Origin of the sequence: Bacillus sp. FJAT-27231 (assembly GCF_001183975.1) — a bacterium.
Classification (GTDB): domain Bacteria; phylum Bacillota; class Bacilli; order Bacillales; family Domibacillaceae; genus Pseudobacillus; species Pseudobacillus wudalianchiensis.
On the sequence record NZ_LFZU01000001.1, the window covers coordinates 1,260,666 to 1,275,790 of the forward strand.

Below are 15,125 nucleotides of genomic sequence, written 5' to 3' on the forward strand. Positions count from 1 at the left end.
TGAATCAAGAATGGAAAAATGGTTTAACGTAGGAAAAATTGTTAACACACATGGAATCCGCGGTGAAGTGAGAGTGATTTCGCGAACAGACTTTCCTGATGAACGATACACAGTAGGCAATACACTGTACTTGTTTATGCCTGGCGAAATGGAAGGCAAGCCACTTATTGTAGCATCCCACCGTAAGCACAAGTCATTTGATTTACTTACCTTTGAAGGGTTTGACGGTTTAAATAGGGTCGAGCCATTTAAGGGCGGACTGCTTAAAATAAAAGAGTCACAGCTTGGAGAACTGAATGAAGGCGAATATTACTTTCATGAAATCATTGGTTGTGTAGTCAAAACTATAGAGGAAGAAGAAATCGGAAAAGTAACTGAAATTCTGACACCAGGAGCCAATGATGTCTGGGTCGTTAAAGGGAAGAATGGAAAGGACTATTATATCCCGTACATTGAACAGATTGTAAAGAAAGTAGATATCAAAGAAAAACTCATCTTTATTGAACCAATGGAAGGATTATTATCATGATGAAGATTGATATTCTTTCTCTTTTTCCTGAGATGTTTGAAGGTGTTCTTCACTCTTCCATATTAAAAAAAGCAGCTGAAAAAGGAAAAGTGGAATACAATGTGATCAATTTTCGGGAGTATGCGGAGGGGAAGCATAAGACGGTTGATGACTATCCATATGGGGGCGGGGCAGGAATGGTACTAAAACCGCAGCCTGTATTCGACGCTGTAGAACAGGCAAAGGCATCTTCCCCTTCGCCAGCTCCACGTGTTATTTTAATGTGTCCGCAGGGAGAACGCTATTCACAAAAGAAGGCGGAGGAACTAGCAGCAGAGAAGCACCTTATTTTTATTTGTGGTCATTATGAAGGATATGATGAGCGGATCCGCGAGCAGCTCGTCACAGACGAAATTTCCATTGGCGATTTTGTTTTAACAGGTGGTGAACTAGCCGCCATGGTCATTACAGACAGTGTCGTCCGTCTCTTGCCCGACGTATTAGGCAACGAGGAGTCTCCTGTACTTGACTCCTTTTCATCAGGGCTGCTTGAGCATCCACATTATACGAGACCGGCTGAATTTCGCGGTTTGAAAGTGCCGGACGTTCTGCTTTCTGGAAACCATCGATTAATCGAGGAGTGGAGAGAGCAAGAGTCCTTACGCCGGACGTGGGAACGACGCCCGGATTTGCTAGAGGATTATCCTTTATCAAATCAGCAGAAAAAATGGTTAACAGAGTGGGAAAAAGAAAGAGATTCTTGATTTGTTGTTTTAAATGTGATAAAATTTTTTCGTGGTTTGTGACAAGGTCCAAGCCCATTACAACGGTGTTCCGCTGCGACTTTATAAAAAGTTGTATTGAGCATCGGTTAGAAGGAGAGGAATAATATGCACAAATTGATTCAAGAACTTACTAAGGAACAACTTCGCACAGATCTTCCAGCTTTCCGTCCTGGAGACACAGTACGCGTACACGTAAAAGTTGTTGAGGGTACACGTGAGCGTATCCAGGTATTTGAAGGGGTTGTCATTAAGCGTCGCGGCGGTGGAGTAAGCGAAACATTTACAGTTCGCAAAATCTCTTACGGCGTAGGCGTTGAACGTACTTTCCCGCTTCACACACCGAAGATCGAAAAGATCGAAGTAACTCGCCGTGGTAAAGTTCGTCGTGCTAAATTGTACTACTTGCGTAACCTTCGCGGTAAAGCAGCTCGTATTAAAGAAATTCGTTAATAATAGTTATGTTGTGAGAGGAGCTTGGAGACAAGCTCCTTTTTCAAATGAAAGAGTTCCTTGCTTTTCTCAATGATGCCCAAAATGATATGATAGTGACATACTAAATTAGGTGGTGACGAATTTGGCAAAGGAAAAAAATGAATTCTGGGAGTGGACAAAAGCTTTTTTGATAGCCATCGGGCTGGCAGCAATCATTCGATACTTTATTATTGCACCCATCGTTGTCGATGGAGAGTCAATGATGCCAACCTTAAATGACGGGGACTGGATGATTGTCAATAAATTAGGAGAACCTCAACGTTTTGATATCGTTGTATTTCATGCCCCTGAACATAAAGATTACATAAAGCGTGTGATTGGTCTTCCGGGTGATAAGGTGGAGTATAAAGATGATAAACTATATATTAACGGGAAATATTATAAAGAGCCTTATTTAGACGAATATAAAGAGCAAGAACCGGGACCGCTTACGCCTGACTTTACCTTACAGGATATTACAGGAGAGGAAACGGTGCCTAAAGGAGAGATCTTTGTACTCGGAGATAATCGCCTGTACAGCAAAGACAGCCGCCATATTGGAACCATCAAGATTGACGAGGTAGTAGGCGATACGAGTGTTGTCTTCTGGCCGTTAAATAAAATACGACTAGTGGATTAAAAGTGTATCTAGGATAGAACGGAGGTGGAAGCTGTGACAATTCAATGGTTTCCCGGCCATATGGCTAAGGCAAGAAGGGAAGTAACAGAAAAACTAAAGCTAGTAGACATCATTTTTGAATTAGTTGATGCTCGCCTGCCGATTTCTTCTCGAAACCCGATGATTGATGAAATCATTCAACAAAAGCCTAGGCTTGTCCTTTTAAATAAAGCCGATATGGCAGATCCAGCGGTCACAAACCGTTGGCTGGCGTATTTTAAAAAAGAAGGTATTCCGGCTTTAGCTATTAATTCCCATGCCGGCAGTGGTCTTGCAGCTATTCACAAAGCAGCGAAGGAAATTTTAAAAGAAAAATTTGACCGCATGAAATCAAGAGGTATAAAGCCAAGGGCTATTCGGGCCATGATCGTCGGAATCCCAAACGTAGGAAAATCTACGCTAATCAATCGATTGGCTAAAAAAAATATCGCCAAAACGGGCAACATGCCTGGCGTAACAAAAGCTCAGCAGTGGATTAAAGCAGGAAAAGAGATGGAGCTTCTTGATACACCCGGTATTCTCTGGCCGAAATTCGAAGACGAGGAAACAGGTTATAAGCTTGCTTTAACAGGAGCTATTAAGGATACGATCCTTAATTTACAAGATGTAGCTGTTTTTGCTCTTCGTTTTTTAGAAACTCGCTACCCGGATCGTCTACAAGAACGGTACGATCTTGATGAGATCCCAGAGGACGTCATCGATCTTTTTAATGCCATCGGCAAACTGCGTGGCTGCTATGCTGGACGTGGTGAAATTGATTATGATAAAACAACGGATGTTATTATCCGCGATGTCCGGGGAGAAAAACTTGGAAAACTAACATTTGACTTTCCGGATGAACAAACTAATTAACAGCGATGAAGGCCCTATTCTAGGGTCTTTATTTTATTTGAAAAAGGCCGATATAAGAAGAAAAGCGAAGACTGTCTAATTAGTTCAATAGAGAATTAGAGTGCTGAGGAGTTAGTTCATACCATTGGATTTTGAAAATGAGGAAGCATGAAATTTTTTATATAGAAACAATATGTGCAAAATTCAAATGATATATTAAATAGTTAGCCAATTAAGTGAATAAAAGGAGTTCATCATGTCCGATTCAGTAAGTGCTATTAAAAATGAGTTGAAAAAAATTAATACAGAAGATCATCCGCAGTTTCAAGAATGGCTGAAAGATCCCCGGAAAGGAGTTCAGCAGGCTATTTCCCAATGGTACCGTCTGCAGAACAAGCGAAAGCAAGAGCAATTACACTATGAACAAATGCTCGAAGAAGAGCGGAAGCTTATGGAGCAGGGGATACATTACATAGCGGGAATCGATGAAGTAGGGAGAGGACCGCTCGCGGGACCGGTTGTAGCAGCAGCGGTTGTACTGCCAAAAGACCTCGAATTGTTAGGCATTAATGATTCAAAAAAGCTCAGCAAGACGAAAAGAGAATATTTTTATAACGAAATAATGGAAAACGCAGACGTAGGTATTGGAATCATTACTGCTTCAGAAATAGATGAAATCAATATTTACAAGGCGACAAAAAGAGCCATGCAAGCTGCTATCGCAGGTCTTTCACAAACACCGGAACATTTACTGATTGATGCGATGAAACTGCCTGCACCAATCCCGCAGACGTCTATTATTAAGGGGGATGCCAAAAGTGTATCTATCGCAGCAGCCTCTATTGTCGCAAAGGTAACGAGGGACCGGTTAATGATGGAGTACGCTCATCGTTATCCGCAATATGCTTTTGAAAAAAATATGGGATACGGTACAGCAGAACATTTGGAGGGACTGAATGCGAGCGGCCCGTGTGAGATTCACCGAAAAAGTTTTTCTCCGATCAAAGAAATGGAACAGCAAAAGAAAAAGTAACGGAGGTGAATAACGTGATTATTCAGCAAGCAGCATTAGCACAAGGTCTGATTGGCAAAGAGAAAACAGCGCAATTACGAGAAGGAGAAATATTTCCTGCTAAAGTTGTCAAGATGCTGCCGAATGGGATGGCTGAACTTTCAACTGGAACGACAACGATGATTGCCAAACTGGAAGTCCCTCTTCAATCAGGGGAACGATATTGGTTCCGGGTCACATCAACGAATGAAGGGGTACAGCTGCAGGTAATTACATCCCCAATGGCGTTATCCGAAAGTATAGCAAAGATGGCCAAGGACTTGTTGCTACAGTTATCGTTGCCGCTAACAAAAGAGAATAAAGCGTTTGTGGAAATGATGATGAAAGAAAAAATTCCTTTAACGAAGGAATTGATTGTTAAAGCAGGGGAGTGGCTGGCAAAGGCACCACTAACGGAAGGATTACAAGTCATCAAAATGATGGCCAAGCTATCTTTGCCAATGACTAAAGATGTGTTTCAGCCTTTGGTGACAGCTCATTCTCCAGCGCCGCTTAGCCAATTAACCGAGGTGCTGGCTGCGAAGCTTCAGCAAATGGAACGGCCTCCAGCCTCGGCCGCTGCCTTAACAAAGTTATTGCAAGAATGGCAGACGCCGCTGGAAAAACATACGACTCAGAAAATCATGGCTGAAGTGATGAAGCAGCTATTTTTGCCGGAAAAAATGTCGGTTTCTAAGGAAGCAGCTTTGGATTTAGTTAAATCGTGGGGAATTATACCGGAGACCGCAGAAACCATAGAGGAGTCTCTTGTTCAAATCATGCGTCAATGGAAGAGAAGAGAAGGGGTCCAGGCGGAAGCAGCAAACCAGCTGCCTTCCAGTCCTAAAGAGGTGCCTTTAAAAGAAGCGCTTAGCTCATTGATCCAGCAGCCAATGAGCAAAGAGTCTTTGCAGAAATTAGAACAGGTACTGTCTACTCATGCGAGAGCAGCGGGAAAAACGGATATTGAGCCTTTGCTTGCTGAAATTAAGACGTTAGTGGACGCTCTCAAGGGCAAGGACCTTAACAATAAACAGTTAGCTGCTATTTTCAAAACTGCGGCTAAAGTGAGCATTCAACACGATCAGCCCCAGGAAGCAATTCGTCAATTGTCCTCCCTCTTTAACAAAGAAGCAGAGGAATTGATCCGTGTCGTTAAAAATGAAACAGCCACTCTTCACGCTTCGCCATTAGCATCGCTTTCGAAAAAGGATATCCTTTTTCAACAAATTGTTCTCGCTTTGGAAAATGATCGGCCGTTTCCTCTAACAGCTAAAGAAGCTCATTCTATCATCAAAGATACCTTTCAATTATTAGGAGTAGATTTAGAAGGAAAACTCGGGTCAAGTAAGCCTGTGGAAGCTGAATTAGAGAAAATGATAAAGCCGCAGCTTCTCCGCCTTCTTAGCGAGAATATACCTGTTCACGTGAGAGAGTCTGCTGAACAATTGCTAGGACGAATGAATGTCCAGCCTCTGTTGTCTACAGAAAATGGGCCACTGCAGCAGTTAATTATGCAGGTGCCGATGAATTTATTCGGGTTTCATACGGAGATGACCTTACAATGGTCAGGAAAAAAAACAGAGGACGGCAAGCTTGATTCCAACTTTTGCCGAGTGCTATTTTATTTAGAACTCGAGCATATAAAAGAAACGGTTATTGATATGCAGGTGCAAAACCGAGTCATTCAATTACAAGTATTTAACGGGACACCGGGATTAAAAGCGGCTGCTGCTGCTCTGATACCTGCTTTAAAAACAGGCATAGAAGAAAAGGGATATCAACTATCCAGTGTGCAGTTTAAGCAACCGCAAAAAAACAAGCAGCCTGCACTTGTAAGAGCAATGGAAGCGCCGTCTTATGAGGGAGTGGACATCCGGATATGAATAAAGAGGCGAAGAGAAAACAGGCGGCAGCGCTCTCTTACCGCCCGGAAAAGAACCAATCACCGGTATTGATTGCCAAAGGGAAAGGAAAAGTAGCCGATAATATTCTTGAAAAGGCCAAAGAACATAATATTCCTATTCAAGAGGACCCGAGTCTTGTCGAACTGTTAGGAAAGCTGGAAATTAACGAATCGATTCCAGAAGAGCTATATCAGGTGGTAGCGGAAGTATTTGCCTTCATTTATAGATTGGACCAATCGAAAAAATAAGTGAATGAGGTTTATCATATGAGGGCAGGGTATTGTATAGAAGGGACTGCGAAAGAACAACCATTTTTTCCATAAAAAGCGCTTACGAACGCTTAAATAATTGCAAAATTCTATAAAAAAGCCGAACAATAACAAAATTAAGTTCAACATCTAGACAGAAATTCCGATCTTATATACAATGGAAACGCAGTCTACTTTTTTTGAGATTGATAGGAGGATGGAGTATGAATATCCATGAGTATCAAGGTAAAGAAATCCTCAGAAGTTACGGGGTAGCCGTTCCAAACGGTAAAGTTGCTTTTTCAGTAGAAGAAGCAGTTGAAGCAGCAAAACAACTTGGCACGGACGTTTGTGTCGTAAAAGCGCAAATTCATGCAGGCGGCCGCGGAAAAGCGGGCGGAGTTAAAGTTGCAAAAAATATTGATGAAGTGCGTACATATGCTGAAGAAATTTTAGGTAAAACGCTTGTCACTCATCAAACTGGTCCAGAAGGTAAAGAAGTCAAGCGTTTATTGATCGAAGAAGGCTGCGATATTCAAAAAGAATATTATGTAGGTCTTGTTCTAGACCGTGCTACTTCTCAAGTCGTATTAATGGCTTCAGAAGAAGGCGGAACGGAAATTGAAGAAGTAGCGGAAGCGACTCCGGAGAAAATTTTCAAAGAGTATATCGATCCAGTAACTGGCTTAATGCCTTACCAAGCTCGTCGTATTGCTTTCAACATTAACATTCCAGCAGAGCTTGTAAACAAAGCAGTTAAATTCATGATGGGGCTTTACACAGCATTTATTGAGAAAGATGCTTCTATCGCTGAAATTAACCCGCTTGTTGTAACAGGTGATGGCAATGTTATGGCTCTTGATGCGAAAATCAACTTTGATTCTAACGCATTATATCGCCATAAAGACATTATGGAATACCGCGATCTAGAAGAAGAAGATCCAAAAGAGATCGAAGCTTCTAAATATGATTTAAGCTATATCTCTCTTGACGGCAACATTGGCTGTATGGTTAATGGGGCAGGCCTTGCTATGGCAACAATGGATATTATTAAACATTACGGCGGCGATCCGGCTAACTTCCTTGATGTTGGCGGCGGCGCGACAGCTGAAAAAGTAACAGAAGCATTTAAAATTATTCTTTCCGATGAAAACGTTAAAGGAATCTTCGTTAACATTTTCGGTGGAATCATGAAGTGTGACATCATTGCTACTGGTGTAGTAGAAGCAGCGAAGCAAGTTGGCTTATCTGTACCACTTGTTGTTCGCTTAGAAGGAACAAACGTTGAGTTAGGTAAGAAAATCTTAAGTGAATCTGATATCGACATTGTTGCAGCTGAGTCTATGGCTGACGGCGCACAAAAAATCGTTGAGCTTGTAAGCAAATAATCCCGGAGTTGACCAGAGAAAGGCAGGTATAGGCATGAGTGTATTTGTTAATAAAGACACAAAAGTAATCGTTCAAGGTATTACTGGTAAAACAGCTCTTTTCCATACAAAACAAATGCTAGAATACGGTACAAAAATCGTTGGTGGTACATCACCTGGTAAAGGTGGAACAGAAGTAGAAGGTGTACCAGTGTTTAATACTGTTAGTGATGCAGTAAAAGCTACAGGTGCGAATGCTTCTGTAATTTATGTTCCGGCTCCATTCGCTGCAGATGCAATTGTAGAAGCAGTAGATGCAGAACTTGAACTTGTTATCTGTATTACTGAACACATTCCAGTATTAGATATGGTAAAAGTAAAGCGTTACATGCAAGGTAAGAAAACTCGTTTAGTTGGACCAAACTGCCCAGGAGTCATTACACCTGGTGAGTGTAAAATTGGTATCATGCCTGGTTACATTCACACAAAAGGACACGTTGGCGTTGTGTCCCGTTCCGGTACATTGACTTATGAAGCAGTACATCAATTGTCACAAGCTGGAATTGGCCAGTCAACAGCTGTTGGTATTGGTGGAGACCCAGTAAACGGTACGGATTTTATTGATGTATTAAAAGCATTCAATGAAGATCCAGAAACAAAAGCGGTTATTATGATCGGTGAAATCGGCGGAACAGCTGAAGAAGAAGCAGCACAATGGGTAAAGGCAAATATGACAAAACCTGTTGTTGGCTTTATTGGCGGCCGTACAGCACCTCCAGGAAAACGCATGGGCCATGCTGGTGCGATTATTTCTGGCGGAAAAGGAACAGCTGACGAAAAAATCCGTGTTATGAACGAATGCGGCATTAAAGTAGCTGAAACTCCATCTGTTATGGGCGAAACATTGATCGAAGTCATCAAAGAAAAGGGCATTTATGACGAGTGTAAAACTCATTAATTTTGCCTGACTATACAACGAAGAGACTGTCCCGAAAGCAGTAAAAAAGGCATTCGGGACAGTCTTTTTTATAGTTGATAGAAGGGCCGAGGAACATTCATTATTAATAGCGTTTTTTATGAAAAGGAGGAACTAAAGCTGGATCTATTAACAAAGAAAATTATTCATTTGCAACACTGCCGCGGTATTGGTTGGAAAGCAATTTATCTGCTTTTGAAACAAGAGAGTGATCTTAAAAACCTTTATCAATATTCCTCTGCGTATCTCTCCAACACACTTGCCATTCCTTCCTCACAATCTGCCGCTGTTGTGGAACAGTTAAGAGAACAGATAATCCAGCCGTTGATTAGTAAATATGAAAGCCAGGGGATCGTGGCTATCCCTATTTATAGCCCTTTTTATCCCGCCCTCTTAAAAACATTGCCTCAGCCTCCTTGGATTCTTTATGCAGCGGGGAACCCGGCTTTGCTTACTCGAGAACGAAAAGTGGCCATCGTAGGGGCACGAAAAGCAAATGAGTATGGACATAAGTCCGTGCGATTATTAGTGCCAAGCCTTATTCAGAATGACTGTGTCGTCGTCAGTGGGCTTGCCAAAGGAATAGATACTTTTGCTCACGAGGAAGCGTTGGCTAACAAAGGAGAAACAATAGCTGTCATAGCGGGAGGCTTTCAACACTTGTACCCTAGAGAGAACATTCCTTTAGCACAAAAAATTATAAAATCGGGTCTGCTTTTATCGGAATATCCACCGGATACAAAGCCGGAAAGATGGCACTTTCCTGCTAGAAACCGAATTATTAGCGGATTATCAGTTGGTTCTGTTATAGTACAAGCGGGAAAGAAAAGCGGCTCGTTAATTACTGCTTACTGTGCTTTAGAGCAAGGGAGGGAAGTTTTTTGTGTGCCGGGAAGAATCGACGATCCGTTGTCTCAAGGAACGAATGAATTAATCAGCGAGGGAGCAAAGTTAGTGCAGACAAGCGAAGATATTTTATCAGAAATTATGTAATAATGAAGGGAAATGTTAAAGAAAAGTCAAACGATTTTCCTTCTTTTATAAAAAAAAGGTTGCTTTTATTCGCAAACTGTATTAAATTTTGCAAAAGAATCAATGAAATAAAAGGATAAAAAATACTTTTAGTGAATAGAGAAAAACAAATAGAAAAACATAATTAAAACACCAATTGATTGACAATTGTCATCAAACCGGCTAATAATGTGTGTTACATCTATTTATTTTCACCTCTAGGGGGAGGTTTATGCATGTCAGAATACTTAGTAATAGTCGAGTCCCCTGCAAAAGCGAAAACAATCGAACGTTATTTGGGGAAAAAATATAAAGTAAAAGCATCCATGGGGCATGTACGCGACTTGCCTAAAAGCCAGATGGGTGTTGATATAGAAAATAACTATGAACCGAAATATATTACCATTCGCGGAAAAGGGCCAGTATTGAAGGAATTAAAGACAGCTGCTAAAAAGGCCAAAAAAATCTATCTGGCAGCTGACCCTGATAGAGAAGGGGAAGCGATCGCCTGGCATTTAGCTCATAGTTTAGATCTGGATACGTCATCCGATTGCCGTGTCGTCTTTAATGAAATTACGAAAGATGCGATTAAGGAATCCTTCAAGCATCCACGACCAATTAATATGGATCTTGTCGACGCTCAGCAAGCACGCCGTATTTTAGACCGGCTAGTCGGTTACAATATCAGTCCGCTTCTTTGGAAGAAAGTAAAGAAAGGACTAAGTGCGGGACGTGTGCAGTCAGTTGCTTTGCGGCTTATTATTGACCGTGAGAAAGAGATTAATCAATTTACGCCGGAAGAATACTGGACGATTGAAGCACAATTTTTAAAAGGAACAGAGTCCTTCTCGGCATCATTTTATGGAAAAAACGGAAAGAAAACAGCCTTAAAATCGGAAGAAGAAGTAAAAGAGATTCTGTCAGCTATTAAGGGAAATCACTTTGAAATCGCGAGTGTCACAAAGAAAGAGAGAAGAAGAAATCCTGCATTGCCATTTACGACTTCTTCGCTTCAACAGGAAGCAGCTCGTAAGCTGAACTTCCGGGCAAAGAAAACGATGATGCTCGCCCAGCAATTATACGAGGGAATTGATCTTGGCAAAGAAGGAACAGTCGGATTGATTACGTATATGAGAACAGACTCTACAAGGGTTTCAGAGATTGCCCAAAAAGAGGCTCGTGAATTTATCGAATCTGTCCATGGGAAAGAATATACGAAAGAGGCAGAGGCAAAAGCGAAAAAAGAGAAAAAAGCAGCCAATGCCCAGGATGCACATGAAGCCATTCGACCGACCAGTGTGCTAAAAGAACCTAGTATGTTAAAAGAATTTTTGTCACGGGACCAACTCAGACTCTATAAGCTCATATGGGAACGCTTCCTTGCTAGCCAAATGTCAGCAGCCATTATAGATACGGTTAGTACAGATCTTGCAAACGGTGAGATTACGTTTCGAGCTACCGGTTCGAAAGTGAAATTCCAAGGGTTTATGAAAGTATATATAGAAGGATCGGATGACGGTCAGGAAGAGAAAGAAAAGCAGCTGCCTAGTCTAGAGAAAGGGGAAAACGTTCAAACAGAAACAATTGATCCAAAGCAGCACTTTACTCAGCCGCCACCCCGCTACACAGAAGCACGACTCGTCAAAACACTTGAGGAGCTTGGTATTGGCCGTCCGTCTACCTTCGCCCCTACGCTCGATACGATTCAAAAACGCGGTTATGTAGCTCTTGATAATAAGAGATTTATCCCAACAGAACTAGGTGAGATTGTCCATGAGCTAATGGTGGAGTTCTTTTCAGATATTATTGACGTGGAGTTCACGGCAAAAATGGAAAAAGACTTAGACAATGTAGAAGATGGACAAGTTGAATGGGTAGAAGTCATCGATGAATTTTACCAAGGATTTGAGAAGCACTTAGTCAAAGCAGAAGAAGAAATGGAAAAGGTAGAAATTAAAGACGAGCCGGCAGGAGAAGATTGCGAAAACTGCGGCAGCCCAATGGTTTTTAAAATGGGCCGTTACGGAAAGTTTATGGCTTGCAGTAATTTTCCTGATTGCCGAAATACAAAGGCGATTGTAAAAGAAATCGGTGTGAAATGTCCAAAGTGTAATGAAGGAAATATAATAGAAAGAAAAAGTAAGAAACGGCGAATTTTTTATGGGTGCGATCGTTTTCCAGAATGTGACTTTTTATCGTGGGATAAACCAATTGAACGAAAATGTCCAAAATGTGAACAGATGCTCGTCGAGAAAAAATTGAAAAAAGGCGTGCAAATTCAATGCACAGGATGCGATTATAAGGAAGAAACACAAGTGTAAAAGCGGGATATCCCCGCTTTTTTACTTGTTTTCGCACATAATACTTTTTTTATGCGAACGTCTGTTGTACAATGCTTTAGGGACATAGATGTACGTACCATTATTTATGAGGAGGCTGAAAACAATGGAACCAGTCGTTAATGTGATCGGAGCAGGCCTAGCCGGAAGTGAAGCAGCATTTCAAATTGCTGAACGGGGTATAAAGGTACGTCTATTTGAAATGCGGCCAGTTAAACAAACACCGGCTCATCATACAGATAAATTTGCTGAGCTTGTCTGCAGCAATTCATTACGGGCGAATGCACTTACGAATGCTGTCGGCGTATTAAAAGAAGAAATGAGAACATTGAATTCAGTGATCATTTCTGCTGCTGATCATTGTTCTGTTCCAGCGGGAGGAGCTCTTGCTGTTGACCGCCACGAGTTTGCTGGTCAGGTAACAGAACGGGTGAAAAATCATCCGAATGTGACGGTATTTAATGAAGAGGTAACGGAGATTCCTGAAGGGATTACCGTAATTGCGACAGGTCCGCTGACGAGTGCAGCGTTATCTGAAAAGCTGAAAGAATTAACGGGAGAGGATTATTTATATTTTTATGACGCTGCGGCTCCTATTATTGAAAAAGACAGCATAGATATGAATAAAGCCTATTTAAAATCCCGTTACGATAAGGGAGAAGCTGCTTACTTAAACTGTCCGATGACAGAAGAGGAATTTGATAAGTTTTATGAAGCGCTTATTTCAGCAGAAACTGTTCCCCTCAAAGAATTCGAAAAAGAAATTTTCTTTGAAGGCTGTATGCCAGTAGAAGTGTTGGCAAGCCGTGGGAAAAAGACATTGCTATTTGGGCCAATGAAGCCTGTAGGATTGGAAGATCCTAAAACGGGCAAAAGACCTTATGCAGTTGTACAATTGCGACAAGACGATGCAGCAGGAACGCTTTATAATATCGTCGGTTTTCAAACACATTTAAAATGGGGTCCGCAAAAAGAGGTCTTGCAGTTGATTCCTGGTCTTGAACAAGCAGAAATTGTTCGTTACGGTGTGATGCATCGCAATACCTTTATTAATTCACCAAAAGTATTGAATCCAACTTATCAGTTTAAAGAACGCAATCAGTTATTTTTTGCCGGTCAAATGACAGGTGTGGAAGGTTATGTGGAGTCGGCAGCGAGCGGTTTAATTGCGGGGATAAATGCTGCACGCCTGGCATTAGGAAAAGATCCGGTAGTGGTTCCGCCAGAAACAGCCATTGGCAGCATGGCTCATTACATTACAACAACAAACGCCAAGAACTTTCAACCAATGAATGCTAATTTTGGTTTGTTTCCTGATCTCCCGGTTAAAATAAGGAATAAGAAAGAAAGATATGAAGCTCATGCTCAACGGGCATTAGAAACAATTCAAACTTTTGTGAAAAGTTTGTAAACTTTCTTGCAAGGGCTGCTTGATTATGATAAGATTTAGTAGCCCTAAGGGGGTGTGTAAATGTCTGAACCTTTTAATAAGTATTTACAACGTTTCATTGAGTTCCTGCGGGTTGAAAAACACTATTCAGATTATACGGTACAATTTTATCGATACGATATTGAAGAATTCTTTAAGTTCACTAGTGAGCAAAGCATTGAGGACTTAAAAGAAATAGAATATTTAGATGCACGGTTGTATTTAACAACATTGCATGACCAACAATTGTCCCGTGCTACTATCGCTAGACGGGTTTCTAGCATGCGCAGTTTTTTTCGCTTTTTATCTAGAGAAAAGGTTATAACGGAAAATCCCTTTGCGCTCGTGCAGCAGTCAAAAGGTGGAAAGAAGCTCCCCTCCTTTTTTTATGAAGAAGAGATGGAAGAGCTTTTTGCTGTGTGTGAAGGAGAGGATCCTTTAGATATTCGTAATAGAGCCATCCTTGAGCTGCTCTATGCAACAGGCATTCGGGTAAGTGAATGCACAGGAATTGAGATGAAACATATTGATTTTGATTTTTCCGTGTTACTTATTAAAGGAAAAGGGAATAAAGAGAGATACGTGCCTTTCGGAAGCTTTGCTCTTGAAGCAATCGAGCGATACATAGCAACTGCGAGAAAATTCTTAATGAAGTCGACAGACCATCACTCTTTTTTATTCGTTAATCATCGTGGCAAACCGCTGACTTCGAGAGGCATCCGGCACATCTTAACAACGTTGATTGAGAAAGCTTCTTTGACAAGGAAAATTCACCCTCATATGCTGCGGCATACATTTGCCACTCATTTGCTGAATAATGGAGCGGATTTACGGACAGTGCAAGAACTGCTTGGGCATGATCATCTTTCTTCTACGCAAGTGTATACTCATGTCACAAAAGAACATTTAAGAAAGACGTATTTAACTCATCATCCCCGTGCGTAAGTAAAGGAGGAATCAAGATTTATGGATCAATTTCATGCTACTACCATTTTTGCTGTGCAGCATAAAGGCGGGTGTGCGATGGCCGGAGATGGACAAGTGACATTTGGAAATGCGGTCGTGATGAAACACACAGCTAGAAAAGTACGCAAGCTATTTAATGGAAAGGTACTGGCGGGCTTTGCAGGATCTGTTGCCGATGCCTTCACGCTGTTTGAACTGTTTGAAACGAGACTTGAAGAATACAACGGCAACCTGCAGCGTGCAGCGGTAGAGCTTGCGAAAGAATGGCGTTCTGACAAAGTGTTGCGCCGTTTAGAAGCTATGCTGATCGTTATGGACCAATCCAATATTCTGCTCGTCTCTGGAACAGGTGAAGTTATTGAACCGGATGACGGCATTTTAGCGATCGGCTCCGGCGGAAACTTTGCGCTCGCTGCAGGCCGTGCTTTGAAAACTTATTCAGGGGATCATTTGTCTGCACGGGAAATTGCCAAGGCTGCTCTAGAGATTGCCGGAGAAATATGTGTCTATACGAATGATCAGATTATCGTTGAAGAACTTTAGTAAAGGAGTGAAGA

Annotated in this window: 15 protein-coding genes; all 15 read left to right on the top strand. The window is 41.6% G+C overall.

The genetic code is table 11. The features are described from left to right. The first annotated feature begins 10 nt into the window (after nt 1-10). The 15 genes from rimM (at nt 11) to hslV (ending at nt 15,111) form a co-directional block, all read left to right on the top strand. Nucleotides 11-529: a ribosome maturation factor RimM gene (gene rimM / locus AC623_RS05990; RefSeq protein WP_049661482.1), complete on the top strand. Its 519-nt coding sequence runs from the start codon at nt 11-13 to the stop codon at nt 527-529. Continuing rightward, nucleotides 529-1,272 carry a tRNA (guanosine(37)-N1)-methyltransferase TrmD gene (gene trmD, locus AC623_RS05995; RefSeq protein ID WP_156187104.1) on the top strand — a complete coding sequence of 248 codons (744 nt, stop codon included), beginning with the start codon at nt 529-531 and terminating at the stop codon, nt 1,270-1,272. Before rimM ends, trmD begins: the two co-directional genes overlap by 1 nt. Before the next feature lie 126 nt (nt 1,273-1,398). Further along, a complete protein-coding gene (gene rplS / locus AC623_RS06000; protein WP_049661486.1) occupies nt 1,399-1,743 on the top strand; it encodes a 50S ribosomal protein L19 in 345 nt (114 codons plus the stop codon). Between the two features lie 124 nt (nt 1,744-1,867). Further along, a complete protein-coding gene (gene lepB, locus AC623_RS06005; RefSeq protein ID WP_049661487.1) occupies nt 1,868-2,404 on the top strand; it encodes a signal peptidase I in 537 nt (178 codons plus the stop codon). A gap of 33 nt (nt 2,405-2,437) precedes the next feature. Then, nucleotides 2,438-3,295 (top strand): ribosome biogenesis GTPase YlqF, encoded by an 858-nt coding sequence (gene ylqF / locus AC623_RS06010; protein ID WP_049661489.1) that lies wholly within the window; start codon nt 2,438-2,440, stop codon nt 3,293-3,295. A 232-nt stretch (nt 3,296-3,527) separates the two neighbouring features. Continuing rightward, nucleotides 3,528-4,307, top strand: coding sequence for a ribonuclease HII (locus AC623_RS06015; protein ID WP_442853560.1), 780 nt, complete (start codon nt 3,528-3,530; stop codon nt 4,305-4,307). A 14-nt stretch (nt 4,308-4,321) separates the two neighbouring features. Next, the gene (locus tag AC623_RS06020) at nt 4,322-6,211 is read left to right on the top strand and encodes a hypothetical protein (protein WP_049661491.1); all 1,890 of its coding nucleotides are present in this window, start codon (nt 4,322-4,324) and stop codon (nt 6,209-6,211) included. Next, nucleotides 6,208-6,480 carry an EscU/YscU/HrcU family type III secretion system export apparatus switch protein gene (locus AC623_RS06025; protein ID WP_049661494.1) on the top strand — a complete coding sequence of 91 codons (273 nt, stop codon included), beginning with the start codon at nt 6,208-6,210 and terminating at the stop codon, nt 6,478-6,480. The genes AC623_RS06020 and AC623_RS06025 overlap by 4 nt, the downstream gene beginning before the upstream one ends. A gap of 224 nt (nt 6,481-6,704) precedes the next feature. After that, the gene (sucC, locus tag AC623_RS06030) at nt 6,705-7,868 is read left to right on the top strand and encodes an ADP-forming succinate--CoA ligase subunit beta (protein ID WP_049661495.1); all 1,164 of its coding nucleotides are present in this window, start codon (nt 6,705-6,707) and stop codon (nt 7,866-7,868) included. Between the two features lie 34 nt (nt 7,869-7,902). Continuing rightward, nucleotides 7,903-8,805: a succinate--CoA ligase subunit alpha gene (sucD, locus tag AC623_RS06035; protein ID WP_049661497.1), complete on the top strand. Its 903-nt coding sequence runs from the start codon at nt 7,903-7,905 to the stop codon at nt 8,803-8,805. Nucleotides 8,806-9,018: 213 nt separating this feature from the next. Then, nucleotides 9,019-9,816, top strand: a complete 798-nt coding sequence (gene dprA, locus AC623_RS06040) for a DNA-processing protein DprA (protein ID WP_231603382.1) — start codon at nt 9,019-9,021, stop codon at nt 9,814-9,816. A 254-nt stretch (nt 9,817-10,070) separates the two neighbouring features. Further along, nucleotides 10,071-12,155, top strand: coding sequence for a type I DNA topoisomerase (gene topA, locus AC623_RS06045; RefSeq protein ID WP_049661500.1), 2,085 nt, complete (start codon nt 10,071-10,073; stop codon nt 12,153-12,155). A gap of 124 nt (nt 12,156-12,279) precedes the next feature. Beyond that, nucleotides 12,280-13,584 carry an FADH(2)-oxidizing methylenetetrahydrofolate--tRNA-(uracil(54)-C(5))-methyltransferase TrmFO gene (trmFO, locus tag AC623_RS06050; protein WP_049661501.1) on the top strand — a complete coding sequence of 435 codons (1,305 nt, stop codon included), beginning with the start codon at nt 12,280-12,282 and terminating at the stop codon, nt 13,582-13,584. A 60-nt stretch (nt 13,585-13,644) separates the two neighbouring features. Beyond that, on the top strand, nt 13,645-14,547 hold the full coding sequence (gene xerC / locus AC623_RS06055) for a tyrosine recombinase XerC (RefSeq protein ID WP_049661503.1): 903 nt from the start codon (nt 13,645-13,647) through the stop codon (nt 14,545-14,547). 21 nt (nt 14,548-14,568) lie between these two features. Then, nucleotides 14,569-15,111 (top strand): ATP-dependent protease subunit HslV, encoded by a 543-nt coding sequence (gene hslV, locus AC623_RS06060; RefSeq protein ID WP_049661505.1) that lies wholly within the window; start codon nt 14,569-14,571, stop codon nt 15,109-15,111. Nucleotides 15,112-15,125: the final 14 nt, after the last annotated feature.

Excerpts from the sequence above, each read along its gene's own strand:
- rplS (WP_049661486.1), top strand. The coding sequence starts at position 1,399 with ATGCACAAATTGATTCAAGAACTTACTAAGGAACAACTTCGCACAGAT.
- trmD (WP_156187104.1), top strand. The coding sequence starts at position 529 with ATGAAGATTGATATTCTTTCTCTTTTTCCTGAGATGTTTGAAGGTGTT.
- topA (WP_049661500.1), top strand. The coding sequence starts at position 10,071 with ATGTCAGAATACTTAGTAATAGTCGAGTCCCCTGCAAAAGCGAAAACA.
- sucC (WP_049661495.1), top strand. The coding sequence starts at position 6,705 with ATGAATATCCATGAGTATCAAGGTAAAGAAATCCTCAGAAGTTACGGG.
- hslV (WP_049661505.1), top strand. The coding sequence starts at position 14,569 with ATGGATCAATTTCATGCTACTACCATTTTTGCTGTGCAGCATAAAGGC.
- sucD (WP_049661497.1), top strand. The coding sequence starts at position 7,903 with ATGAGTGTATTTGTTAATAAAGACACAAAAGTAATCGTTCAAGGTATT.
- trmFO (WP_049661501.1), top strand. The coding sequence starts at position 12,280 with ATGGAACCAGTCGTTAATGTGATCGGAGCAGGCCTAGCCGGAAGTGAA.
- rimM (WP_049661482.1), top strand. The coding sequence starts at position 11 with ATGGAAAAATGGTTTAACGTAGGAAAAATTGTTAACACACATGGAATC.
- AC623_RS06025 (WP_049661494.1), top strand. The coding sequence starts at position 6,208 with ATGAATAAAGAGGCGAAGAGAAAACAGGCGGCAGCGCTCTCTTACCGC.
- xerC (WP_049661503.1), top strand. The coding sequence starts at position 13,645 with ATGTCTGAACCTTTTAATAAGTATTTACAACGTTTCATTGAGTTCCTG.